The organism is Vibrio sp. Vb2960 (genome assembly GCF_033337665.1).
GTDB lineage: Bacteria > Pseudomonadota > Gammaproteobacteria > Enterobacterales > Vibrionaceae > Vibrio > Vibrio alginolyticus.
In genome coordinates this window covers 39,455-64,607 of record NZ_JAWORD010000016.1, presented here as the reverse complement: position 1 = coordinate 64,607, position 25,153 = coordinate 39,455, and the positions used below count along the sequence as shown (strand labels likewise).

25 protein-coding genes are annotated in these 25,153 nt (G+C 44.8%); 17 read left to right on the top strand and 8 right to left on the bottom strand.

Going from position 1 to position 25,153, the window contains the following annotated elements; translation table 11 throughout:
- The first annotated feature begins 1 nt into the window (after position 1).
- Both R7O03_RS15035 and R7O03_RS15030 read left to right on the top strand, forming a co-directional pair.
- A complete protein-coding gene (locus tag R7O03_RS15035) occupies positions 2-1,039 on the top strand; it encodes a DUF3549 family protein (RefSeq protein ID WP_318131814.1) in 1,038 nt (345 codons plus the stop codon).
- A 13-nt stretch (positions 1,040-1,052) separates the two neighbouring features.
- The gene (locus tag R7O03_RS15030) at positions 1,053-1,352 is read left to right on the top strand and encodes a DUF3301 domain-containing protein (protein ID WP_005380315.1); all 300 of its coding nucleotides are present in this window, start codon (positions 1,053-1,055) and stop codon (positions 1,350-1,352) included.
- On the opposite strand, the gene R7O03_RS15025 is transcribed toward R7O03_RS15030, so the two are convergent.
- Positions 1,312-1,797, bottom strand: coding sequence for a GNAT family N-acetyltransferase (locus R7O03_RS15025; protein ID WP_005380314.1), 486 nt, complete (start codon positions 1,795-1,797; stop codon positions 1,312-1,314). The genes R7O03_RS15030 and R7O03_RS15025 overlap by 41 nt on opposite strands.
- A gap of 932 nt (positions 1,798-2,729) precedes the next feature.
- On the opposite strand from R7O03_RS15025, the gene R7O03_RS15020 reads away from it, so the two are divergent.
- The 8 genes from R7O03_RS15020 (at position 2,730) to R7O03_RS14985 (ending at position 9,894) form a co-directional block, all read left to right on the top strand.
- Positions 2,730-3,023: a hypothetical protein gene (locus R7O03_RS15020; RefSeq protein ID WP_318131813.1), complete on the top strand. Its 294-nt coding sequence runs from the start codon at positions 2,730-2,732 to the stop codon at positions 3,021-3,023.
- Entirely contained in the window at positions 3,020-3,469 is a 450-nt protein-coding gene (locus R7O03_RS15015; RefSeq protein WP_005380310.1) for a YaiI/YqxD family protein, read from the top strand. The genes R7O03_RS15020 and R7O03_RS15015 overlap by 4 nt, the downstream gene beginning before the upstream one ends.
- Before the next feature lie 194 nt (positions 3,470-3,663).
- Complete coding sequence (locus tag R7O03_RS15010; protein WP_225466439.1) at positions 3,664-4,653, top strand: ketoacyl-ACP synthase III; 990 nt, start codon at positions 3,664-3,666, stop codon at positions 4,651-4,653.
- Positions 4,650-5,636, top strand: coding sequence for an NAD-dependent epimerase/dehydratase family protein (locus R7O03_RS15005; RefSeq protein ID WP_258635301.1), 987 nt, complete (start codon positions 4,650-4,652; stop codon positions 5,634-5,636). Before R7O03_RS15010 ends, R7O03_RS15005 begins: the two co-directional genes overlap by 4 nt.
- Positions 5,605-6,468 carry an MBL fold metallo-hydrolase gene (locus tag R7O03_RS15000; RefSeq protein ID WP_053306723.1) on the top strand — a complete coding sequence of 288 codons (864 nt, stop codon included), beginning with the start codon at positions 5,605-5,607 and terminating at the stop codon, positions 6,466-6,468. Before R7O03_RS15005 ends, R7O03_RS15000 begins: the two co-directional genes overlap by 32 nt.
- On the top strand, positions 6,456-7,724 hold the full coding sequence (locus tag R7O03_RS14995) for a F390 synthetase-related protein (protein WP_373921612.1): 1,269 nt from the start codon (positions 6,456-6,458) through the stop codon (positions 7,722-7,724). The genes R7O03_RS15000 and R7O03_RS14995 overlap by 13 nt, the downstream gene beginning before the upstream one ends.
- Positions 7,712-8,824, top strand: a complete 1,113-nt coding sequence (locus R7O03_RS14990) for an ATP-grasp domain-containing protein (protein WP_005380305.1) — start codon at positions 7,712-7,714, stop codon at positions 8,822-8,824. The genes R7O03_RS14995 and R7O03_RS14990 overlap by 13 nt, the downstream gene beginning before the upstream one ends.
- Positions 8,821-9,894 (top strand): hypothetical protein, encoded by a 1,074-nt coding sequence (locus tag R7O03_RS14985; RefSeq protein WP_318131812.1) that lies wholly within the window; start codon positions 8,821-8,823, stop codon positions 9,892-9,894. Before R7O03_RS14990 ends, R7O03_RS14985 begins: the two co-directional genes overlap by 4 nt.
- A 106-nt stretch (positions 9,895-10,000) precedes the next feature.
- Here R7O03_RS14985 and R7O03_RS14980 read toward each other — a convergent pair whose 3' ends face one another.
- From R7O03_RS14980 to R7O03_RS14970, 3 genes are all read right to left on the bottom strand, one after another.
- Complete coding sequence (locus R7O03_RS14980) at positions 10,001-11,587, bottom strand: AbgT family transporter (protein WP_005380301.1); 1,587 nt, start codon at positions 11,585-11,587, stop codon at positions 10,001-10,003.
- A 229-nt stretch (positions 11,588-11,816) separates the two neighbouring features.
- Positions 11,817-11,942 (bottom strand): type B 50S ribosomal protein L36, encoded by a 126-nt coding sequence (gene ykgO / locus R7O03_RS14975; RefSeq protein ID WP_005380299.1) that lies wholly within the window; start codon positions 11,940-11,942, stop codon positions 11,817-11,819.
- Positions 11,943-11,945: 3 nt separating this feature from the next.
- Positions 11,946-12,206, bottom strand: coding sequence for a type B 50S ribosomal protein L31 (locus R7O03_RS14970; RefSeq protein WP_005380295.1), 261 nt, complete (start codon positions 12,204-12,206; stop codon positions 11,946-11,948).
- Between the two features lie 123 nt (positions 12,207-12,329).
- Between R7O03_RS14970 and tsaA the strand changes: the two genes are divergently transcribed.
- The 5 genes from tsaA to R7O03_RS14945 all read left to right on the top strand — a co-directional run bounded on the left by tsaA (position 12,330) and on the right by R7O03_RS14945 (position 16,208).
- A complete protein-coding gene (tsaA, locus tag R7O03_RS14965) occupies positions 12,330-13,025 on the top strand; it encodes a tRNA (N6-threonylcarbamoyladenosine(37)-N6)-methyltransferase TrmO (RefSeq protein WP_005380294.1) in 696 nt (231 codons plus the stop codon).
- 111 nt (positions 13,026-13,136) lie between these two features.
- Positions 13,137-14,852, top strand: a complete 1,716-nt coding sequence (locus R7O03_RS14960; protein ID WP_005380292.1) for a proline--tRNA ligase — start codon at positions 13,137-13,139, stop codon at positions 14,850-14,852.
- A 178-nt stretch (positions 14,853-15,030) separates the two neighbouring features.
- Positions 15,031-15,699 carry a tellurite resistance TerB family protein gene (locus R7O03_RS14955; protein WP_005380291.1) on the top strand — a complete coding sequence of 223 codons (669 nt, stop codon included), beginning with the start codon at positions 15,031-15,033 and terminating at the stop codon, positions 15,697-15,699.
- Between the two features lie 111 nt (positions 15,700-15,810).
- The gene (locus R7O03_RS14950; RefSeq protein WP_005391765.1) at positions 15,811-16,017 is read left to right on the top strand and encodes a YaeP family protein; all 207 of its coding nucleotides are present in this window, start codon (positions 15,811-15,813) and stop codon (positions 16,015-16,017) included.
- Positions 16,017-16,208, top strand: coding sequence for a DUF4250 domain-containing protein (locus R7O03_RS14945; RefSeq protein ID WP_005380289.1), 192 nt, complete (start codon positions 16,017-16,019; stop codon positions 16,206-16,208). The genes R7O03_RS14950 and R7O03_RS14945 overlap by 1 nt, the downstream gene beginning before the upstream one ends.
- A gap of 104 nt (positions 16,209-16,312) precedes the next feature.
- Here the strand turns inward: R7O03_RS14945 and R7O03_RS14940 are convergent, their stop codons facing one another.
- Positions 16,313-17,677, bottom strand: coding sequence for a sodium-dependent transporter (locus tag R7O03_RS14940; protein WP_171346133.1), 1,365 nt, complete (start codon positions 17,675-17,677; stop codon positions 16,313-16,315).
- 378 nt (positions 17,678-18,055) lie between these two features.
- On the opposite strand from R7O03_RS14940, the gene R7O03_RS14935 reads away from it, so the two are divergent.
- A complete protein-coding gene (locus R7O03_RS14935) occupies positions 18,056-20,602 on the top strand; it encodes an Ig-like domain-containing protein (protein ID WP_171346134.1) in 2,547 nt (848 codons plus the stop codon).
- 136 nt (positions 20,603-20,738) lie between these two features.
- Here the strand turns inward: R7O03_RS14935 and R7O03_RS14930 are convergent, their stop codons facing one another.
- Together R7O03_RS14930 and R7O03_RS14925 are read right to left on the bottom strand one after the other, a co-directional pair.
- The gene (locus tag R7O03_RS14930) at positions 20,739-21,482 is read right to left on the bottom strand and encodes a YggN family protein (RefSeq protein WP_005385316.1); all 744 of its coding nucleotides are present in this window, start codon (positions 21,480-21,482) and stop codon (positions 20,739-20,741) included.
- 61 nt (positions 21,483-21,543) lie between these two features.
- Positions 21,544-22,023, bottom strand: a complete 480-nt coding sequence (locus R7O03_RS14925; protein ID WP_318131811.1) for a GreA/GreB family elongation factor — start codon at positions 22,021-22,023, stop codon at positions 21,544-21,546.
- Positions 22,024-22,099: 76 nt separating this feature from the next.
- Between R7O03_RS14925 and R7O03_RS14920 the strand changes: the two genes are divergently transcribed.
- On the top strand, positions 22,100-24,025 hold the full coding sequence (locus tag R7O03_RS14920) for a RecQ family ATP-dependent DNA helicase (RefSeq protein WP_318131810.1): 1,926 nt from the start codon (positions 22,100-22,102) through the stop codon (positions 24,023-24,025).
- Here the strand turns inward: R7O03_RS14920 and dinB are convergent.
- Positions 24,022-25,086, bottom strand: coding sequence for a DNA polymerase IV (dinB, locus tag R7O03_RS14915; protein ID WP_047102667.1), 1,065 nt, complete (start codon positions 25,084-25,086; stop codon positions 24,022-24,024). The genes R7O03_RS14920 and dinB overlap by 4 nt on opposite strands.
- Between the last annotated feature and the right edge of the window lie 67 nt (positions 25,087-25,153).

Genomic DNA, 25,153 nt, shown 5'->3' with positions numbered 1-25,153 from the left:
AATGGAAAACATTCAAACCCTCACTCAACTGTTGAACAACAGCCACTGTGATTATCAAATCTTCGATCTTGGTCGCCGTATCAAAACCATCGCTAAGAAAGAGTTTACCGATGTAGAAAAAGGTCAAGCACCTTACCCATTTCCAATGCAACGTAAAGCACACCTTGCCATCGCGTACTGGAATGAACAAAAGCAACCTTGGATTTGGTTTCTAAAGTTTGAATTGGACGAGCGCGGTTTGTTAAAGCAAGCGGATATCGGCAATTTCATTAAATACGTAGTAGAGGCTATGGGAACACGCCTCAATGATGATATCACTGAAGAGCAACAGCAAAAGCTGTCTAACAACCCATACACTTTCAAACCTTCCGAAGATAAAATGGCCGTGTTTCATAGCCAGGTCCGCGCAAACCTCAATCTTCCTACCAGCCAATATTACGAGCATACCCAGCATTACTTATCTGGAGGTTTAGGCTGGGATAATTGGCAAACTGTAGGTCTGCAAGGTATCACAGACATAGCCGCTCGCCTGGACAAAGAGCAAAACGGGGTAATGATACGCAAAGCGTTGAACCACCTACCAAATGAGCCACTTTATGCCCTATTAGGTGCGCTTGAGCACGTAGAGCTTCAAGAGCGTTTAGCAGAACGTATCGCGGAAAAGGCACAGCAAGAAATCGCAAGTAGCGAACCTGATCTCTTCCTACTTTCAGCACTTATCCGAGCCCTTGCTGGTGCACCAACAGAAGTCGCCTCTCCAGTATTAGATGCGATATTGCATAGCCCTCGTTTAAGCCATCAGGAGGTATTGATTGGTGTGGCGGGTCGCGCTTGGCACTTACTCGCCAATGAAAAGGTAGCAGAACAGTTTTTGCTGCGTTTAGCTCAAACCGGTAATCAAGCCCTATTTAATCAGTTATTTGCCGATTTAGTGATGCTGCCAGAGTTAAGAATAGTGTTATTGCCTTTACTGCATTCAAACCCATCAGAGGAACTAGCAAATGCGCTAGTAAGCTTACAACAAACAACAAAAAGCTAAGAAAGGTTCAGGAATGATTGGTGATCTTTTAGCAATTTTAGGGCTCTGCTTTTTCTGTTACCTGTTTTGGCAACAGCGTCGCCAAGCCGAACTCGCAAAAGCGGCCATCACGCGTAAATGTGAGCAATTGGATCTCCAATTAATCAGCATCGCCTTTGGTGCCCATAAACTAAAAACGCCAGACGGAGTCTGGCGTTGGCATACGGTGTATCAATTTGAGTTTTCATCTCTTGGTGACGATTGCTACCAAGGAGAGTTAACCATGGTCGGTTTCAGGCCGCAGAACTTTCACCTACCACCGCATCGCTTGTAAATTCCATTTCAAAGTAAGGACCATATATATCCTTACTTTCTTTTGTTTCAACAAATCCTAGCTTTTTCAGTACTGCCATAGAAGCTTGATGATTGCTATTCACGTTAGCTTTCACCTTATTCAAGCCCAATTCACGGCACGCTTTGGGGAAAAATGCTTTTAGTGCTTCTGTTGCTAACCCTTTACCCCAATATGATTTATCAAAAATAAACCCTAATTCAGGTTCGGAATCGAGATTAGCAATGAACACGTGCCCCATATAGTCACGACTGGTGCTCTCTAGCACTGCCATACTATAAATGTTCTCATCATCCAGTATTTTCTCAAACATCTGTTTGGCAGACGCAACTGTATACGGACCATTTAATTCAGCACGGTTTTTCGCACAGCAATTCAGCATGACGAATTCTAGTTGCAACGACTCATTGTAGGGTAGAAGAAGCATTCTTCTGGTTACTATGGCCACATCTGTTCCTTGATTACAACAAACTTAATCTATCCGCAGATCACAAACTCGATGAGCTGAACATGCTCAATGATTGCGGGCATAACACCTTGTAGAGAAGCCGAAAGTTAAACCAACTGGTTGGAAAGGATATTGATCTGAGTTGTTTTTTATTAAGTGTTATTAGGAATTTATATATTTTGTGATATTGATATCCCCAAGTAACATCGAGATGCTTAATTCAATGAGAGCACTGGATATCGTTTTTATATAAGAAAGACCCCGACACATAAGTATCGGGGTCATGGTCTTACTCGCAGCAGTCCGGCTACTAAAAGTGCTCCATGCATCATCCATAATAGTGGCTGATTCCGTCAGCTTATTCCTTACGTCGCCGTCCTAGCGGTGTCCTTATCATCCTGACTGCTAACATTCCTCGTTAGCACACGTCACTTGTTCCTTGAGCGGTGTCCCTTGCATCTTCCTGATGCTGTCCGTAACCTCAATCCTAGAGGGGTCCATTGTCTATCCTTAGTCATCAACATCCTATTGATGATCGTATCCTTACAATGTCCTACGCTCCATGCTTGATTAATCATCCTGACCAACCAAATCGTCTTCCTGACGATAACCAAATCCTTGGTGCTTTCCTGTTCCATGTCTGCTTCCTGCTGACAACTCTCAATTTACGCCTTTTCCAAAAATAGACAATCTATCTAAGATAAATATTTGGCTCTCACATTGGTTAATAAGTTGTTAAATCATTATTTATCAGAAACTTAAGCTCTTCAGCTTCTCTTTTTCCGCTTACGAAATCGTTTTCTCTCACAACCTATGTAAGAGATCTCTCACACTACACTCTCCAAAATGCCATTCGCCAAATTAGCGCACTCAACGTATGATGATAGATATATCGTTGTTAAGGATTAAAAATGTTAACTCAAGACGTTACTAAAGAATTAGAAGCGGCAATGGAACAGTTGCAACAACAAGGAAAAGAGCCAACCGTAGCGTTAGTGAAAGCACGCTTGAAAACGCCAGTTCCAATGCCAGCATTAATCACCGCAATAAAAAGTTGGAAGAGTGCTCAACGCGTACCCAAGGTTGAAATCGCAGCACAACACCACACCGATAATGATCGTCTTGAAGCCCTAGAGCGCACCGTAAAAATGCTAGCCATTCGTATTAAAGAGTTAGAAGCGAAACTCAGTGAGAAATCATCATGAAGTTATGGGTAGATGCAGACGCGTGTCCGAAAGTTATTCGCGAAACCATTGTGCGTGCCGCCGAGCGTACGGGGATTGAATGTACGTTTGTCGCTAACCACGTTGTCCCTGTGCCGAAAAGAGACAACATCCACTCGCTGCAAGTCCCTGCGGGATTTGACATCGCAGACAACGAAATCGTCAAGCGTGTGGAAGCCAACGATTTGGTGATCACGTCAGATATTCCGCTTGCAGATGAGGTTATCTCTAAAGGCGCTCAAGCCCTCAGTTCTCGTGGCGAGCTCTATACAAAAGACACCATCAAAGCTCGCCTAAATATCCGCGACTTTATGGAAACCATGCGTTCAAGCGGAATTCAGACAGGTGGGCCCGCCGCGCTTTCTCAAACCGATCGACGCGAATTTGCAAACCATTTGGATCGTATTTTGGCGAAATTTAAGAAGTAACCCTCACTCTATTCAAATTGAGCCAGCAAATAAAAGCCTGGCTCATTCCTGAAAATTCATTCTCAGCATTGCACCCAAAGCGTGCTCTTACTCCCATTTGTTTTGTTCTGTTTATTTTTCATCTTGCTCGCCATAGCTTCAATATGCAACGTGGTTTATTTTGAACGACGTTTTTAATAAGTGTATAGAGAATAATGGGCTTTAACATCGTTTCCAGTGGAAGCTACCTGCCAACGAATCAATGGTCTGCTCGAGAGATGGATCGCTTCCTAAAATTAGCGCCAGGGACCTGCCGAAATAAATTCGACGTTGAATATCGTCATGTAGCCAATACAAAAGAGACCGCTATTTACATGGCAGTGCAGGCAATAGAGCAGTGTTTAGGAAACACACATACCTTAAGCTCCGTTGATCTTCTTATCTACGCTAGCGGCACACACCACCAGTCTCTACCCTACGACGCCTCAGCGGTTCTCGCCGCGTTAGACGCTCCAACATGGCTAGAAAGCTTTGATTTGAACAGCACCTGTTTATCCTTTCTCTCTGCGCTTGATCTTGCTCAGAGTCTATTCTTAGCAAAACGATACCGTCGGATTCTTATTGTCACCAGCGAACTCGCCACTGGCATCACACTGAATCGAAATTTTACGCTCAAACCAGAAGTTGCAACGCTATTCGCAGACGGTGCCGCCGCATTTTTGCTCGAAGAACGCAACGATGATGGATTGCTCACCAGTCACTTTGAAACGCATCATACCGGGTATTCATTTTGTCAAATTAAGGGCGGAGGTAGTCATATCAATCCGCATACCTCCGAGCATCAAGCCTATTTAAAAAGTTGCCAGTTTGAGATGGAGGGCAAAGCACTCTTTAAACATGTGCGTAAAGCCTTACCAGCGTTTCTAAAAAAAGGGTTTGACGCCTCTCCGGTAACATTCAGCGATATTGATTATTTTCTTCCTCATCAAGCCAGCGCGCATGGATTAAAAAAACTGCCTTCACTCACCGGGCTACCAACAGAGAAAACCGTTAATCACTTTTCGACTTTGGGAAACCAAGTCGCCGCCTCACTCCCAATTAACTTACACTGGCTGCGTAATCAGCCGGAAGCCGCAGGAAAACATGTGTTATTAGCTGGCACCGCCGCAGGGTTGTCACTAGGGATGGGAGTGCTAAAACTATGAAGATATTGGTCACTGGTGGCAGCGGGATGTTGGGTAGTGCAATTCTGAGAATGTTTCACCAGCAGCATGAACTGCACTTTACAGCACGAAATACAGTCATCGCTAAACAACTCGCCGAGCAATTCGATGTTATCCCCCATATAGTCGATTTAAGAGACCACTCAGCAGTTCATGCGGTATGCCAAGGTATGGATGCAATCATCCATTGTGCCGCTTTCTCAAGCCCATGGGGAAAGTGGCAGGCGTTTTATCAAGCCAATGTAGATGCCACCAAAAACCTCGTCAATGCGGCTAATACGCATCAAATCTCGCGTTTTATCCATATTTCGTCCACCAGCGTCTACTTTGACCATCAAGACCGTTGGAATATTCGAGAAACCGACGCCATAGCTTCATACTGGTGTAATGATTACGCACACACAAAATATCTATCAGAAATTGAAGCCGTAAAAGGTCGAAGTAAAGCGATCATTTTAAGACCGCGTGGCATTTTTGGACCCAATGATCGCGCGATTATCCCAAGAGTGCTTAAGGCGATAAAAAACAACACTCTGCTTCTGCCATCGGGTAGAAATCCTGTGGTTGATCTGACCTATGTCGACAACGTTGCCCATGCAGCGATGCTCGCTTGCACTCAGGCAGACCGACTTCAGCATGGTGATGTGTTCAACATTTCCAACAACGAACCAATGCCAATTGAGACTGTTCTGCAAGCTTTATGTGAGGGGTTAAACCTAAAAGTAACGTTACAATCATTACCATACGGTGTGGTATCACCATTATTAAAGCTCAGTGAGCAAATACGAAGGCACTTACCACATCAGCCAGAACCAAGGCTCACCTCATACAGCGCAGGATTGTTTAACTATCATCAAACTCTGGATATCAGCAAGGCTAAACAAACACTGAATTACCAACCGCTTTTTTCAATTCAAGAAGGAATACAGCAGTATGCAAACTGGTCTAAAAATAAAAATCTTTGAGGCTGGACACTGCGTACACCCAGGCTTTGTTGTCAAACCAGGTTCTGGTATCAAGCCTAGAGCATTTCCGGCAGCCGTTGCGTTAATTCAGCACCCAACACAAGGCAACATCCTGTTTGACACGGGATATCACGAGCATTTTTTTAGCGCGACTCGCCCCTTCCCTGAACGTTTTTATGCTTGGACAACACCTTGTCGCTATAAAAAAGAACACGGAATTGTTGCGCAGTTAGCAAAAGAAAGTCTCAAACCTCATGATATTGAACACTTAGTACTCTCCCACTTCCATGCTGATCACATTGCTGCCGTGTCTGAGTTTTCCCACTCTCAATTGCATTGCCAACAAAAAGGGGTGGATGCAATTACTAAAAGTGGTCGAATTGGAGGCGTAAGAAAAGGATACCTAAAAGCTCTACTTCCTCCACAACTTGAATCTAACCTATTCATTCATAGTGATTTTTCTGTACCAATCAGCCAAATTCTTCCTCAGTGCCAAGGTGTTAATTTGCTCTGTAAAGACATGTTCGACGATGGATTTATTTATATGGTTAGCTTGCCAGGCCATGCAGCTGGCCAAGTGGGCTTGCTGGTTAAAAGAGACCAAGGTTGGCTATTCTTACTCGCCGATGCATGCTGGTTAATCGAGAGCTTGAGTGAAAATATTGATCAGCATTGGCTGGCGAACATGCTTTGCGATGACACAAAGGCCTATAAAAACACCCTCTCCGAGTTGAGAAGTTGCTACCAACAAACCCACCACTTTGTTCGCTTCGTGCCTTCACATTGTCAGGAAACTATCCAGCAGCTAATCAAAGAAGGGTGGATGAAGTGATAACGCTTATCTCAGAATTCTGGCGAACCCGCTACCGCCCTTTCGGTTCAAGGGAACAAGTCGAAGCGTGGCAGCAACAACATTTAACGCAGCACCTGGATTGGGTATGCTGTCATTCACCGTATTACCGCTCACTTCAAGGTGCAGCACTTAGTGATTTCCCTATCATGAATAAGCAAACCATGATGGAGAACCTCTCGGAGTTGAATACTAAAGGCTTAGATGCTGAACAGCTAATGCAACAAGCACTCGACGCAGAACAGTCACGCAACTTCGCCGCTTCGAAAGTTGTCGATGTTACTGTTGGGCTTTCCTCGGGCACATCAGGCATGCGCGGGTTGTTTCTTGCTGACAAACAGGAAACGCAACTATGGGCTGGCAATATATTGGCTCGCCTGTTGCCCAATCTATGGCAAAAACACCGAATTGCGCTAGCCTTGCGCGCCAACAGCCCACTGTATAAATCCGTCGCGAAAGGGCCTGTAACATTTTTTTATGCCGATTTAACCAAACCTTACCAAGAATGGATAAAAGAGCTGGATGAGTTCCAACCCACGCTTTTGGTTGGTAGTGCGCAAGCTCTTCAGCTCTGCGCCCAGTTCAGCGGTCAATTTGGTCAACCCGCAATTCAACCACAGCGGATCATTTCTGGTGCAGAAGTCCTAACTGAGAGTGACCGTCACTTTATTTCTCAACGGTTCGACAGCGAACTCCATGAAGTCTATCAATGTACTGAAGGTTTTCTTGCATGTACTGATCAGCATGGACAAATGCGCTGGAATCAGGATGTTGTTTACATCGAAAAACATTGGCTGAATACCGAACGTACTCATTACAGCCCAATTATCACCGATTTTCGTCGTAAAACTCAGCCCATTATTCGTTATCAGCTCGACGATATTATTGAGAATAAACAGGATAATGGCGTATTTGAACCTCTTGGCGCGATTGCCGGACGATGTGGTGATCGCCTCACGCTAAACGCAAACCACGTCCCAGTGACGGTGTTACCAGATCTCATCTACCGCGCTATAACACTATCTGCCAAAGGTCGCGTGGATTACCGAATCACCCAAACAGGGTCACAAGCCATTCAAATTGAAGCGGATGTTCACCACCATCGGGTTATACACCAAGCCTTGATAAAGTTGTTTGACCAATTGCGGCTTGATCCTGTCAGATTTAGTTACCGCCCTGCGCCTATTTGGACGCCAATGAATAAACAACGACGTGTGGTGAACATATGCGGGTCTTAATCACCGGAGCCCGAGCACCAGTTGCACTAGAGTGGGCAACCATGTGTATGCATCATGGGCATGAAGTAATTCTCACCGATTCGCTAAAAAAGCCTCTGGGATCGTTTTTGCGAGGTATCGAGTCTTATATACCCACCGCTTCACCTCGATTTGCGTTTCCCAACTATCAACAGCAGATCCTAAAAATCATTACCCAGATGCGTATTGATATGGTGATACCCACTTGTGAAGAAGTGTATTACTTGGCTCATGTTGCCAAACAATGCCCAGAAGTAGATTTTTTTCTGCCCAATGTGGGACTACTCAATGCCCTGCACAACAAGTTGACCGTCTTTGAACAGCTTCAAGGTTTGCCAGAAATCACACTTCCAAAAACTCGTTTGGTCGCTGATAAAAGTGAGATTGAAATTAATAAGAGAACCGTTCTAAAGCCCGTTTACTCTCGGTTTGGCGGGCAAGTCATAAGAGATGTGACGACTCAGTCTATTTCTGCCGCCACGATATCGCCCCTTTACCCTTGGGTTCAGCAACAAAAAATCCATGGGACTCCGGTGTGTAACTATGCCATTTTTGAACATGGTGACCTTAAAGCACACCAAGCTTATGTGCCGAAATACTGTGTAAACGGCTCGGCCGCCAGTGCTTTTCAGCCGATCTCGTGCGAACGACTAGATAGATTTATCGCAGCTTTTGGTAAACGTCATACTTATCGTGGGCAAGTGTCGTTTGACTTCATCAAATCACAAGATCAACTCTACGTGATTGAATGTAACCCAAGAGCCACCAGTGGTTTGCACCTACTCTCGTCTCGATGCAACCAACGGCTTCCTAATATGGAGTTTACCAGTCCTTCCGAGCAGCGATTGCATCATTTAGGTCCAATAACACTCATCGCGGAAGGTGGATTATCCCTATTTAAGGCTCGAACTTGGCAAGATTGGTGGTCTGGAGTAAATGTAATGCAACAGCATAACTTGCCGGTAGGGAGCCAAATCCAGAGTGTGTTTGAATTACTCCGGTTGGCTAGGCAGAACAAGACGAAGTGGAGCGACGCTTCTACCGTTGATATTGAGTGGAATGGAGAGGCATTGAACTCATGACGCTTTCCTCTCAAGAATGGCATCAAACCTTTATCATTCTTATGCAGTCAAATCCTATTGATGAATGCACCGCAAGCTTTGGTTGCTACTATATCGATGACGTTGCCATTCCCTACTCCGTAACACCAAAAATACCAAACAACTGTTATACCGTGTCCCCTATGACACTGCTTAGTGGCTACGCCGAAGAAGAGCTTCACAAAGTCAAAAATATGGCTGTTCGATGGGTATGTAAGCGACTTATTAATATGACTAAGCCAGTCTTATCATTGGCTGGATTGGATCAAGTCCAAACGCTCAACAATCAGTGCTTGTCCACCAATATGTATAACGAACAATGGAAATCCTTAAATCTCGATGAACTGCGTCGCGTCGCACTCGATAAACATCCCACCTTTCCCTTGGTGCTTCGCTCCCTCAACCAGCGTCAGCATTTACACTTAATTCAGCGATTGAAGCAGCCAAAATGGCAAAGCTTGGTAACACGACAAGTGTATTTACTTGATGATTGGCAAGCGTTCAGCTTCAACCGAGATTTAACGAAAGACTTCAAACTGCTTAATGATAAAGATTGGCAGTTTAGGCCACTGACCACTGATGAAGAATTTCAGCGTGCCAAAGAGTTATATGACATGCTTTACCTTGATAAATACAGCCTCAATAACATCCAGTTTTCAAGCCAATATTTAAAACAGGCGAGCCAGAACAAATTAGTACATTTAGTGGGACTGTTTTATCAAGAAGAGATGCTGGCTACGTTAGGCATTGTAGAAATTGATAATGATATGACTTGCCCAATTTTTGGCTACGATACCAATAAGCCACAACGCCTCGCATTGTATCGTCGAATATCGGCCTATACCATCCGCCATGCAATGATATACCAGCGTCGCTTTAATATGAGCTCAGGCGCTCCAGCTTTTAAACGCAACAGAAAAGCCCGGCCAGAAATTGAATTTAGCTATGTGTATATTGCGCACTTACCTTGGTACAAACGCATAATTTGGAAAAGCTTATGCTGGCTCACTCAGCACTTTTATCGCCCTTTGTTGATGCGTTTTCAGCTATAAATCGACATCTATAATCAGGTAAGCCTGCGTACACAGTCTCAATCGATAAAAAAGCCTGCGACGTTCGCAGGCTTTTTATAATGGAGCTGTGTGAGGTAACCGTTTTCTACGGTGTGTAGTATGTTGCTGCGCCAGGGCCTACTGGTAAACCAAATACGAATACCCATAGGTAGAACAGCACACTCCAACCTACAATGAAGCAGATTGAGTAAGGTAGCATGGTCGCGATCAGCGTACCGATACCTAAGTTCTTCATGTAACGAGTCGCTACGGCAAGAATCAAACCAAAGTAGCTCATCATTGGAGTAATGATGTTTGTCGTCGAGTCACCAATTCGGTAAGCAGCCTGAATCGTTTCCGGTGCATAACCAACAAGCATCAACATAGGAACAAAAATCGGAGCCGTTACTGCCCACTGTGCCGATGCCGAACCAATCATTAGGTTGATAAAGCCACACATCAGGATGAAGGCAAAGAACAACATTGGACCAGTTAAGCCAATTTCTTGCAGGAAGCTAGCGCCAGCAACCGCGAATACCTGACCGAAGTTAGTCCATTTAAAGAAAGCAACGAACTGAGCCGCAAAGAAAACTAATACAATGTACATGCCCATAGAAGACATAGATTTCGCCATTGCATCAATTACATCGCGATCCGTCTTCATCGTGCCAACAACTTTACCAAACACAAAGCCTGGAATAGCAAAGAACACAAAGATGAATGCCACGATACTTTTCAGGAATGGTGAACCTGCAATTGTACCTGCATCAGAACGTAGAATGCCGTCTTCTGGAACAACCGTCCAAGCAAGCAGCGCTGAAACAACCAGTACAGCAACACCTGCTAGTTTTAGGCCTTTCTTCTCAATGTCTGTTAAGCCACCCATTTTGTCGTTCGACAAATCTTCTGAGGCTTCTTCTTCACTGTATTTGCCAAGCTTTGGCTCAACAATTTTTTCAGTAACAAACGCACCTGTGATTGCAATGAAGAATGTCGACACAAACATGAAGTACCAGTTAACTTCTGGACCAACAGTGTAAGTTGGGTCGATCATTTGCGCCGCCGTTTCAGTAATGCCTGACAACAGCGGGTCAACCGTACCAATAAGTAGGTTTGCTGAGTAACCACCAGATACACCAGCGAACGCCGCAGCAAGACCGGCAAGTGGGTGACGACCTAAAGAATGGAACAGCATTGCAGCCAGTGGAATAAGTACCACATAGCCAAGCTCTGATGCCGTATTTGAAATGATACCCGCGAAAACGACCGTCACTGTTACCATGCGTTGTGATGCACCCATGACTAAGCCACGCATTGCTGCAGATAGCAAGCCTGAGTATTCAGCAATAGCAACACCCAACATCGCAACCAATACCGTACCCAAAGGTGCAAAGCCGACAAAGTTTTTCACTAGATTGGTAACGATTAGTTCAAGGCCATCAGCGTTAAGCAAGCTAACGACATGAATCATGCCATCCGCGGCACGACCTTTTGCACCCTCAGGACGAGGATCAACTACGGAAACTTCGAAGTATCCTGCAATACCCGACATCACCAGAATGGCTAAACAGAAAATGGCAAATAGTGTGATCGGGTGGGGTAATAAGTTCCCCAAATATTCGACAGTATCCAAAAAGCGCGTAAACAGCGGCTTCTTAGGCGAGTTTTGTTTAATTGAATCAGATGAACTCATCTGTTCCCTCCTTGTTTTTATTCCTATGCAAATGTGACAAAAATGTCAAAAAGCGTGCGAAGGGTACTTGAGTAGAAGGTCAAATAAAAGCCCTAAATGTTACAAACTGTGACGAACAGAGGCATTTATAACCAACATTGAATAAAAATGTAGATATTTCATCCATGTAAGATAATTAACTCAACATTATCAATTAAACAAAACCATAAGTTAGATATATGCAGGTTAATTACTTTTGCACAGCTTTGAATCTCGGGTTCGTTTTACAAATGACATAAAGACGCCCTCTCCGTTTTACAATCTGGCAATCCGGATGACGACTTTTTGCACTTTTTAATGATTTTACTACCTTCATGATTTATTCCTTTTCGCTCTTAAATTGACCAAAACGACGGTTGAAGTTCGCAATGCGACCTTCGGTTTGTACAACGCGCTGTTTACCGGTGTAATACGGGTGAGAAGCTGACGACACATCTAACGTAAAGTAAGGGTAAGTTTTGCCATCTTTCCATTCGATGGTTCTCTCCGTTTTCAATGTAGAACCAACGACAAAGTACTTATCTACACTGGTGTCGTGGAACACCACAGGACGATATTCAGGGTGGATTCCTGGTTTCATAATACTTTTCCTTTCAATTAAATTGTTATGTTATAACATTTTAATTAATAATCATTATCAACAAGAAAAGCAAGAGAAATTTGTGATACTTTTCATCTCAATGAATTCTTAAAGATGTCCACTATGTATTCCATCGAACCCATCGGCGTCATTGAGACACCGTACAAAGAAAAGTTTGCAGTTCCGCGCCAACCACGCTTAGTACCAGAGGCTAAAGCACGCGTAAAACTGTTAGGTGCAGCAAATAGCCCTGAAGCAGTGCGTGGGCTAGAACAGTTCTCTCACGTTTGGTTGTTGTTTCTATTTGATCAGAACCTGGAAGCTGGTTGGAAACCAACTGTACGTCCGCCACGATTAGGCGGCAATGAACGAATTGGTGTCTTTGCCTCGCGCTCGACTTTCCGTCCAAACGGAATCGGAATGTCAGCCGTTGAAGTGAAAGGAGTCACTAAGCAAGGCGATCAAATCTATCTTGATTTAGGCAGTGTAGATCTCGTGGATGGGACACCGATTGTGGATATTAAGCCTTATATCCCCTATTCGGATTCTATTTCGGAAGCACAAGGCGGATACGCAGACCAAGAGCCAGAAAAGTCACAAGTCACCTTTTCTGCTCAAGCATTAGCAACGATAGAAAATCGATCCGATACTGACTATGTAAGATCAGTCATTGAACAAGTTCTGGCACAAGATCCTCGCCCTGCATATAAGAAAAACAAGCCGGACGACAAAGAATATGCGGTAAATTTGTTCGACTTGAACGTAAAGTTCACAGCAACAAGCAACTTAATAACGGTTACCGCTATTGAAAGCTTTTGACAAACGCAATTGGCTGATATTATAGACGGCTAACAAATTTCCCTTTCGGGAACTCCCATACTCCTGCTTATTCAAGCTTGGGTATCTAACTTAAATAAACGGATAAATTTAATGCGTACCAGTAATTATCTTCTTTCTACTCTGAAGGAGACTCCAAACGACGCAGAAGTAGTGAGCCACCAGCTCATGCTACGTGCAGGTATGATCCGTAAGCTGGCTTCAGGTTTATACACCTGGCTACCTACTGGTCTACGTGTACTGCGTAAAGTCGAAAACATCGTTCGTCAAGAAATCGACAATGCAGGCGCAGTCGAAACTTTGATGCCCGTTGTTCAGCCGTTTGAACTATGGGAAGAGACAGGCCGCAGCGAAAAGATGGGCCCTGAGCTACTTCGCTTTACTGACCGTCATGTTCGTCCGTTTGTACTTAGCCCAACCGCTGAAGAAGTGATCACTAGCCTTGTTCGCAATGAAGTGAGCTCTTACAAACAGCTTCCGCTAAACCTGTACCAAATCCAAACTAAATTTCGTGACGAACGACGCCCACGTTTTGGCGTAATGCGTTCACGTGAATTCTCAATGATGGATGCATACAGCTTTGACATTGATAAAGACGGACTACAAAAGTCATACGACGCAATGCATGATGCTTACTGTAAAGCATTCGATCGCATGGGTCTGGATTACCGTCCTGTACTTGCAGATAGCGGTGCTATCGGTGGTAGCGGCTCTCAAGAGTTCCACGTACTGGCTGAAAGCGGCGAAGATATCATCGCATTTTCTAGCGAGTCAGATTACGCGGCAAACATTGAAAAAGCAGAAGCACTAGCTCCAGCCTCTGAGGCTGCGGCACCAACACAAGAAATGACGTTGGTTGATACGCCAAACGCGAAAACAATCGCTGAATTGGTTGAGCAGTTCGAACTACCAATTGAAAAAACAGTGAAAACACTGTTTGTGAAAGCATCTGACGAAGTTGATGCGCCAATCATCGCGCTTATTATTCGTGGTGATCATGAACTGAACGAAGTGAAAGCAGAAAACCTTCCTCAGGTTGCAGCTCCACTGGAAATGGCATCTGAAGAAGAAATTCGTGCGCTTATCGGTGCAGGCCCAGGTTCACTTGGCCCTGTTGGCCTTAAACTGCCGTTCATTGTTGACCGCAGCGTTGCGGTAATGAGCGACTTCGGTGCGGGCGCGAACATCGATGGCAAACACTACTTCGGTATTAACTGGGGTCGTGATGTAGAGCTTGGCCAAGTTGAAGACCTACGTAACGTTGTGGAAGGTGACCCAAGCCCATGTGGCAAGGGCATTATCCAGCTTAAGCGTGGTATCGAAGTTGGCCATATCTTCCAACTAGGTAACGCTTACTCCGCAGCGATGAACTGTGGTGTACTGGGTCCTGATGGTAAGAACGTCATCCTAGAAATGGGTTGTTACGGTATCGGTATCACTCGCGTAGTAGCGGCTGCTATTGAACAAAACCACGACAAATACGGCATCATCTGGCCAGATGCAATCGCACCATTCCAGGTAGCGATCGTTCCAATGAACATGCACAAGTCAGAAGAAGTGAAAGAAGCCGCTGAGAAATTGTACGCTGAGCTAACAGCAATGGGCATCGAAGTGCTATTTGACGACCGTAAAGAACGCCCAGGCGTAATGTTCTCTGACATGGAGCTTATTGGTGTACCGCATACCATTATTATCGGTGACCGCTCAATGAAAGAAGGCAACTTCGAATACAAGAACCGTGCTACTGGTGAGAAAACAGCAGTCGCAATGACTGACATTGTTGAGCACGTAAAAGCTCAACTAAAGTAAGCACTAGACGAGTTCGCATTTGAAGTAGTTTCAAATAGTTAAAAAGGGTTGGCTTCGGTCAGCCCTTTTTATTACAGCTCAACGCCCCCCCTCCACCTTTTTCGAACTATTCACTTTGTTAATCTTTGGTTCAGCTTCTTGCTATTAAACTGATTTCATCATCTAAAGGAGGTCAGTTATGGATTTAAAAAGTCTTCTAAACCAAGCACTCAAATCAGACTTACTTAAGCAAGGTGCAGATGCATTGGGCAAACAAACCAACAACATCAAATCCTCATCAAATTCAAGTAGCCTAAAAACGCTAGGAGCAGGTGCTGTAGGCGGAGGCCTCATCGGTATGCTGATGGGCTCAAAGAAAAGTAAAAAAATGACTAAAAAAATAGGGTCAAGCGCATTAAAAGTCGGTGGCGCAGCTGCGCTTGGAGCCTTGGCCTACAAAGTGTATAACGACTGGCAAGCCAAGCAATCCGGTCAAGGTGTTCAAGAAACCTTTGACCCCGATGACAGTAAACACAGTGTCTTAATTTTAAAAGCAATGATTGGAGCTGCAAAAGCTGATGGTCACGTTGATGAAGAGGAAATGGCTCGCATTGAACAAGCTCTCGCGGATATGGGCGCAGATGAGCACGTTCGTCACCTCGTTCAGCAAGAGTTAAACAAACCGCTTGATCCTGCTGAAATTGCTAATCAGGCGACCTCTCCTCAACAAGCGTCAGAAATTTACCTGGCGTCTTTGATCGTCGCTGATGAACAAAACTTTATGGAAAAAGCGTATCTGCAAGAACTAGCAAAACAACTTCAACTTTCACCAGAAGTCACTCAGCAGTTAGAAGCACAAATGCAGTGATTAAATCTCGCTCAAGCAAACCTTCAACTTGAGCCAAAACAACTCTGTACTTTGAGTTTCAAATCCGCTGTGTGTATATTGAGATAAGTTATCATTTAGTGGAAAGAAAACATGCAAGTATACGGCTGTTGTGAACTGGTTCGTGAGCTTTATGCTCAGATTGGTAGTGGCGATCAAGCTTATATTCCCCAAGCAATTTCATGTGCAGTTAAAGCACTGAACGATGTTGCAGCGGATGAGTCCCTGCCTAAAGAAGTGCGTGAAAAAGCGGCATTTGCTGCGGCAAACCTACTGATTTCAGATTTTGAGGATAAGTAATGAATCTAGCGAACTTTGAATCCATGGACCCTGTCATGCTGATGAGCATTGTGAATATGAAGCTACGCGATGACTTCGGAGGTGATCTGGACAAACTGGTGGCTTTCTTCGATATCGAGCGCACAGCACTGGAGACAAAACTGGCTTCTGCTGGTTTTGACTTTCTTCCAGAAGCAGGACAATTCCGTTAATCCACACCATGCTTGGCGGATAACCGAAACGAGAATAACCAATATGAAAAAGGGCTTGATGAGTTACCATCAAGCCCTTTTCTTTTATTCGATAGACGTCTCGGTTAGCCAAATGAAGCCCAGATGACTGTCGCCACAAGAATTGGACATACAAACTTCACATACGCAGGCCATAACTTACCAAACCAACCTTGCGTAAACTCCGGGCAACCTTGCTCAAGCTCTTTGATTTTTGAGTTGCGATTCCATACCCAACCACCAAATAAGCAGAATAAGAGCGCAGCGGTTGGTTGTAGATACTGAGTAGCAACCGTCGCGACCATACCAAATAGAGCACCAAAATTATAAACAATCACCACACTGAACAAAGCAATGAGACCACCTAAAACCCAGCTCGTTGCGCTGCGCTTAGTATTGAAGCGCTCACTCACTAAAGCCACTGGACACTCTAACATTGAAATGGAAGACGTTAGCGCCGCAATCGTCAACAATAAGAAGAACACAATAGAGAATAATTGACCAAGCAAACCTAAACTATCAAACATTAGTGGCAATACCGTAAACACTAACGTATCTGAGCTTAAGAGAGAGCCATCTTCTGCATAGATTTGAACGCCCTTTTGCATTGCTACAAACATCGCTGGCATCACCACTAACCCTGCAATGAAAGCAACGGCAGTATCTACCATGGTCACGTTCATCGCCATCTTTGGTAGGTTTTCTTTCTTACTCAAGTAAGATCCGTAAATCAGCATTGAACAGCCACCGATCGTAAGCGAGAAGAAGCCCTGTCCCATTGCAGCAAGAATCAACTTGCGGTCCCATACCTTTTCAAAATCCGGCACTAGGTAATGTTTCAGACCTTCCATCGCACCGTTTTGCGTCATGATGTAAGCAAATAGCAGAGCAAACAGAACAAACAATGCTGGCATCAAACGTGTGGACCACTTCTCAATACCTTGTTTTACGCCACCTTGTACGATGAGAATCGTCAGTACATAAAAAGTAATGGTTCCGAACAAGTTACGTTCAACACTAAAGCCCTTTAGCCAATGAGTTGCAGCTTCTAACCCCATTAGATCTGTGATTGCACCCAGTAAAAAGCAGATCAACCAACCACCAACAATTGAATAAAACGCTAAGACAGCGCTTGGTACGCTTAAACCAATCCAACCCACAATGCCGCCGAGCTTTTTACTGGTAGGGTTATCTGTGATTGCACGCATACTGTCTACAGGGTTGGCTTGACCATGGCGACCAATCGCCATTTCAACCACCAGCATCGGAAATGCGACGATAAGAATCATCACCAAATAAACTAATAGGAAAGCACCGCCACCATTACTGGCTGCTTGAGTTGGGAAGCCCCAAATATTGCCAAGGCCAACTGCGGCACCTGCGGCAGCTAAGATGAACCCGAGACGAGAGCCAAAATGCTCGCGAGGCTGAGAAGAGGTTTGCTGTGTCATACTACTCACACAAAAATATCATTGAACTAGCTAACTAGTACACTATAGCAATATTCACTATTCAACAAGAGCACCTCGGTTAAATCCTCGACAGTTGAAACAATTTGTAGTCATTCAGCTTGTAAATTTTAACGTACATCTCATATTCATCGCTCAAAAGCCTCGCGACTGTTGTTCGTTTTACGTGGCTGAATTTTACCAATCCTTCTGCCGTGAAGTGAGCCGAAAAATAATGAGCTCTGGTGTAAGGGACGAACTGTTCCTCGTGATACTGTGTCGAAAAGCAGAATATTGTGCTTCGCTTTTTCCCCCTAATGTCTATTTATCAGCTAGTTATTACTCTGTTCTCATTTATACCCATGATTCAAGGAGAGGAAAATGAAGGTCACCCTACTTCACGGAGCGATGGTTGTAGCACTCAGCGCCAGCTACCAAGCTCAAGCCTATAACTGTCAAAGTCTACCCGACTGGGACAGCACTGCGACTTATACATCGGGCGCTTTAGTAAAAACGCAAGGAGCCGCTTATGAGGCTGCATATTGGACGCAAGGCAATGATCCCGTGACCAACTCAGGATCTTGGGAAGCATGGAAAGCGTTAGGGCAATGTGATGGTGGAAGCAACAATTTATCACCAACGGTGTCGTTCTCCTCTCCAATAAACAACGCACAAATTCCCGAAGGCAGTGCGATCACTTTGTTAGCCAACGCAGCTGACGAAGATGGCCAAATCACACAAATTGAGTTTGTTGCAGGCAACCAAACCGTTGCTGTGGTAACTCAAGCACCATTCGAAGCTTCTTGGACAGCTATTGAAGGGATCTCGCAATTGACCGCAATTGCGACAGATAATGAGGGAGCTGTTAGCACCACGACGATTTCTATCCAAGTTCAACCACAAGTCGAATTACCGCCACCAAGCATTTCATTGACAAGCCCAGTAGGCACAGAAGTGCTTAATGTAGGCGATAACCTAACCGTAGCCGCTCAAGCTGACGATATTGATGGTGTGGTCACACAAGTTGAGTTCTTCGTAAACAATCAATCTGTCGCCATTGATACTAGCGCACCTTACGAATATCAATGGACCGCTAGTCCAGGTACATACTCGTTCAAAGCACAAGCGACTGATGATACAAACCTCGCAACGATGAGCCAAGAAGTAGCGCTGGTTATTAGTAATTCAGAAACCGGAACGGGCGGATGTCCAGATGCAGTACCTTATGTGGCAGGCACAAGTTATCAAGCTGGCGACCTGGTTTCTCACTTCAACCAAAAATATCGTTGTGATGTTGCTGGTTGGTGCTCCTCGGATGCGACATGGGCTTACGAGCCTGGTGAAGGGCTATACTGGCAAGATGCTTGGAGTGGCCTAGGTGCTTGTTCGACACCACCGCAAGTTACCATTACGGCACCAACGGATGGACAAGTCGTGCTCGCTGGCAGCAATAACGAAATCACGGCAAACGCAAGCGATGCTGATGGCACAGTCACGCAAGTTGAGTTTTTTGCGAACAACACCAGCTTAGGGGTCACCACTCAAGCGCCATATTCCGTTACTTGGAACGCCACACTTATTGGCGCTAACCAGCTTAAAGCCGTCGCAACCGATAATGATAACAACACGTCAGAGTCCCTGGTTGGTGTGGAAGTCAGCGATAAAGATTTGGTCGTCTCTCTGACTTCACCAAGCAGCGGTCAGACCACCGGATTAGGCAAAAGCCTCGCATTAAGCGCCGATGCAACGTCTTTAACTTCAGGCATTAAACACGTTGATTTCATGATCAACGGCTCTATTGTTGCAACCGATACCACGGCACCTTACACAGCCAACTGGACACCAACTGCACTTGGTAACTTTACAGTTAGCGCCCAAGCTGTGGATTTGTCAGGAAGCAATGCATTGTCTGACGCCGCAGCAATAACGGTGGTTGAGCAAGTAGATAAACGCCATAAACTCATCGGTTACTGGCACAATTTTGTAAATGGAGCGGGCTGTCCAATTCGTCTAGCAGATATGGCAGATGCTTGGGATGTGATTGATATTGCCTTTGCTGAAAATGATCGCAACAGTGATGGCACCGTGCACTTTAATCTATATTCAGGCGATATTTACAGCGATTGTCCAGCACTCGATCCAACACAATTCAAGCAGGACATGGCAGCGCTTCAAGCTAAAGGTAAGAAGTTTGTTCTCTCTCTTGGCGGCGCAGAAGGCACGATTACGCTGAATACCGACCAAGATGAAGCCAACTTTGTCTCTAGCCTAACAGGTCTTATCGCTGAGTGGGGCTTTGATGGTCTAGATGTGGATTTAGAGAGTGGTTCTAACTTAGTTCATGGCTCGCAAATTCAAGCTCGCCTTGGTCGTGCTTTGCTTCAAATAGAGCAAAACATGGGTGGCGATATGTACCTAACCATGGCGCCTGAGCACCCTTATGTTCAAGGCGGCTATGTGGCTTACAGCGGTATTTGGGGAGCTTACATTCCTGTGATAAACGAGACACGCAGCACGCTCGACTTGCTTCACGTCCAGTTATATAACAACGGCGGTTTGCCAAACCCATACCTGCCAGGCAGTGCACCAGAAGGCTCTGTGGATATGATGGTAGCGCAATCTAAAATGCTTATCGAAGGTTTTGAGTTGGCCGACGGCACTCAATTTGCACCATTGCGCGATGATCAAGTCGCAATCGGTTTACCTTCAGGTCCTAGCTCGGCAAATTCAGGGCAGGCTCCAACACAGAATATTATCAACGCACTAGATTGTTTAACCAAAGGCACTTCATGTGGCACCGTTAAACCAGCGTACCATTACCCGAATTATGCAGGGGTAATGACATGGTCTATCAACTGGGATCAGCATGATGGCTTTAACTTCTCAAAACCTGTCGGCGATAAACTCACCGAGATGAATACGCAATAAGCTATCAAAGAACAAGCGAGTAAAACGCAAATATCGTCTTGTTTCCATTACTTATTCAAGTATGTAAAAACGAAAAGAGAGCACAATCGTGCTCTCTTTCTTTATCTCATTGAGTTTTTTACTTTTTAATGAGTAATTAAATCGTAAATACTCGGTAATCTTTTAGCTCAGGGATTTTCTTCAACAGATCGTCTTCTTGTCCTGCCATGTCATCCAGCGAATCGCACAAGTCTTCTGCTTGTTGTTCTACCTCTTTCGAATGCTCAGCTAAACGCTCTTCTACTTTCGCGCTGAGTTCAGCCATACTCTCCGATAATGCAGTGAGGTTTATCCCCCCCTCTTCCTTCATTTTTTTCGATAAAGCATCCAACGAACTCGCTAAAAACTCTTTATTGAAGATCTCTTGTGCTTTTGCAAAGTCTTCAGTCCACCCTTGTGTCATGGACTCAAAACTTTCCGCTGGTAGAATGAAATCGCCATCTTTGTAGTAACGTGATTCAACATCAGCGAAAAAGTCCTGTACTGCGACTTTGACGTTATCAAACGCGCCAGGTGCGTCTAGGCTTTCCGCGACATCATCGATGATGTCATTTGCAAGCGCTAAACCATCACTCGCCAACTGCTTTGCTTGTGGAATATACGCGTTCATTTTTTCGCGATAGTCTTCAATTGCCGCTTTTTGGTCGGCATTGAGTTCAATTAACTCACCTTTGATGAATAGATTGTTATCTTCATCCACGACAGCTTTATCACCTGTCGTTTGGCGAATTTCCAAGCTTTGCCCATCCATACGGACTTCATTATTGATGTCCACACGACACTGCGCTGCATAACCAGTAGCACTGACCATCAGCAATGAGAGTGTAAAAAGCTTTTTCATGTCATTCTCTTTTATTTAACATTACTCGTGTTAAACATAACACTGAGTGATACATGAGATGTCAGCAAATCGTCACGACTTCGTAACAAGTTGTTTTATCTCCTATTTTCACGTCAACCTCATCACCTTCTTCTTTTCCGAACAACGCTCGACCCAGAGGAGATTTAGCTGTTAAGACAAAGACTTCCTGAGCCTGATATTGAACAGTCAAACCACCAGAGCAAGGGCCTACAAAGAAGTGCTTTTCGATCAAATTCTCATCTGCGAGAACAACGTAAGCGCCAACACCAACAGGCGCATTCTTAAAGTCGCGAGTCACTAAAGAACGATATTGACGCAATTCCTCTTCACTATCTTGGATTCGCATGGCTTGTCCATGAGCAAGATACGCGGCTTCAAGTGCCAATGTATCGTACTTGTGCTCGGGAACAGTTTCTTCATCTGTCGCGGCATCGATCGCTCGCTGAGCCGATGCATGGGAAACTTGAAGTTTTTCTTCCAGATGTTGGATGATAATTTGGACTAAGTCGGCTTTGTTCATACTTTTAGGACGCGCGTTTAGTATTCGGAGTGTGTTAATGTAGCCAAGTTTACCATCAAAGAAAGGTTTCCCTATTATGCAAAGTGACTCGCTGCATCAAACACTTCAATCTGTATTTGGTTTTGACTCATTACGCCAAGGTCAGCAACCCGTTATTGAAGCCGTTATGAATGGTTACTCTGCTGCGGCAATCTTTCCTACAGGCTCGGGGAAGTCACTCTGTTATCAACTACCTGCAACCATATTACCCAACCTTACGTTGGTGATCTCTCCGTTGTTGGCGTTAATGAAGGATCAACTGAGCTTTTTACAAAGTAAAGGAATCGCGGCCGCTTCTATCGATAGCAGTCAAAGTAGAGAAGAAGCACAACAGGTCATGGCTGGCGTGAAGAATGGACAAATCAAAATCTTGATGATTTCTGTTGAGCGACTAAAAAATGAGCGTTTTCGTGAATTCATTCGCCAAGTACCGATTTCTTTGATGGTCATTGATGAAGCGCACTGTATTTCCGAATGGGGGCATAACTTTCGTCCAGATTATCTCAAACTACCGCAATATCAACGTGAACTGAACATCCCACAGTCTTTACTTCTCACCGCAACGGCAACGCCTGCAGTTATTGAAGACATGCAAAAAAAGTTCGATATTGCCAGTGAACATATTACCGTTACAGGCTTCTACCGCTCTAATCTGGATATCTCGGTGATCCCGTGTGAGGAAACAAAGAAACAAGAACAGCTCAGTGAGATCATCGCCTCTTCACCTAAGCTTCCGACCATCGTATACGTGACGCAGCAGCAAACAGCAGAACGAGTAGCAAAGTCATTAATCCATATTGGCATTAACGCTCACGCATACCACGCTGGCATGAAAAGCGACGTTCGTGAACAAATCCAACAGCAGTTCATGGATGGCCAAATTGACTGTATTGTTGCAACGATTGCATTTGGTATGGGGGTCGATAAATCTGATATTCGACGCGTCATTCACTTCGACTTACCCAAATCAATCGAGAACTACGCACAAGAGATTGGACGTGCAGGCAGGGACGGGCAACGCTCTGAGTGCATTCTGCTAGGCAATACGTCCGGCTTAACGGTGTTGGAGAATTTTGTCTATGGTGACACACCAGAATTTACGTCAATTAACTATGTAGTCGAGCAAGCGAAAGAACATGCTCCACAATGGGAGGTAGTGCCACTGCGTTTGTCGCGTGAAAGTAATATCCGCCAATTGCCACTCAAAACCTTGTTGGTTTATTTGGAGCTACATAACGTCATTGAAGCAAAGTACAGTTACTTTGCGGAATATCGGTTTAAGTTTTTGCACGATCAGCAGTTTATTGTGAATCAATTTCAAGGCGAGCGACGTCAATTTGTGGAGGCTATTTTTTCCTGCTCACAAAAAGCCAAAGTGTGGTGCCAAGTTGATCTAGAAGCGCTATGGATGAACTATCAATCGGAACGCAGCCGAGTTGTCGCAGCGCTCGACTATTTTCACCAGAACGGCTGGATAGAACTAGAGAGCAAACAACTGACGGACGTGTACTCAGTTATGCCAACCAAACAGAGCTCGGATGTTTTAATCCAACAACTGTCTGAACTGTTCCAATCCAAAGAAAGCAAAGATATCGAAAGAATCCACACCATGCTGCACTTGTTCCAGTCCGAGCACTGTTTGAGCTCACAATTGGCGAACTACTTTGCGGATCACGATGCACCAAAGCAATGTGGTCACTGCTCCGTGTGTCGTGGTCACGTCGCCACATTCACAGCACCAGAACCTGAAGATATTGAACAATCTCAAGTATCGATATGGGCGCAGGAGTTTATTCAGCTTTCCCCATCGGCCATCAGTAATGATTCCGTTGCTCGCTTCTTGTGCGGAATCAGCACTCCTTTGATTAGTCAGCTAAAAGCCTCAAAGCTAGCAGGTTATGGTGCAATGGCAAACGTAAGTTTTGAGCAGGTATTAACGCAGGTAGAAACGGTAAGGGCCTAAAAAAAGCTCAATTGACGCGCTTGGTCTTCGGGCTTGAGCATCACGTTCAAGCCTAAAAGGCGAATTTCCCGTCCATTTTGGCGTTTAAGAATATCTCTTAGCAAGATCTTGAAGTCCTCAAGCTCTAATTGCGGATGGATGTGCTCAATTGTTGTCAGTTGAAAGTCGGCAAATTTGACTTTAATGCCTTGTTTAATAATCGACTTATCTGGGCTTGCACGCTCTAAACGTTTCTCGAGTTCAGGATAAAGTTTCTCCTCAATCACTTGCCAACATTCACCATAGGTTGCGATGTTCTGGCTGAATGTCCTTTCCACACCGACGGACTTTCTCTCGCGCTCAACAACGACTTCTCGATTATCAATTCCATGGCTTCGCTGCCATAAGGAGGCACCCTGACGACCAAACTGCCTCAACAACTCTCGATAGTCACTGTTTTTAATGTCCTCACATCGATAAAAACCGGCTTGGTGGAGCTTCTCAAGACTCACTTTTCCCACACCAGGAATGTTCTCTAGCGGAAGACTATCGATAACCTCTTGGACTTTCTCTGGCGGAATCACAAACTGACCGTTGGGCTTGTTCATGTCTGACGCGACCTTGGCAAGAAACTTAATCGGAGCAATGCCCGCCGATGCCGTCAACCCAAGTTCACTCCAGATATCACGGCGAATTGACTCTGCGATCAACGTTGCGGAGCCACGGCAAGCTGTCGAGTCCGTGACATCGAGGTATGCTTCATCCAATGAGAGAGGTTCAATGATAGGCGTATAACGCTCAAAAATAGCACGAATTTGCTGAGAGACTTGTTTGTATACATGCATTCTACCGGGCACAACCAACAAATGAGGACAGAGTTGCAGCGCGCGCGCCGTTGACATTGCACTGCGAACACCATATTTACGCGCATCATAATTACAGGTGCTAATCACTCCACGCTGCTTTTCATGTCCGCCAACAGCGAGTGCAATGCCACGGTAACTGGGGTTATCTCTCATCTCGACGGCAGCATAAAAACAATCCATATCGACATGAATAATTTTTCTAATTCGATTTGACATAGCCATCAAAGCACTGTTCAAAAAAACAGTATAAATCAAATCTACCTGAAGAGAAATGGGTGTGTTT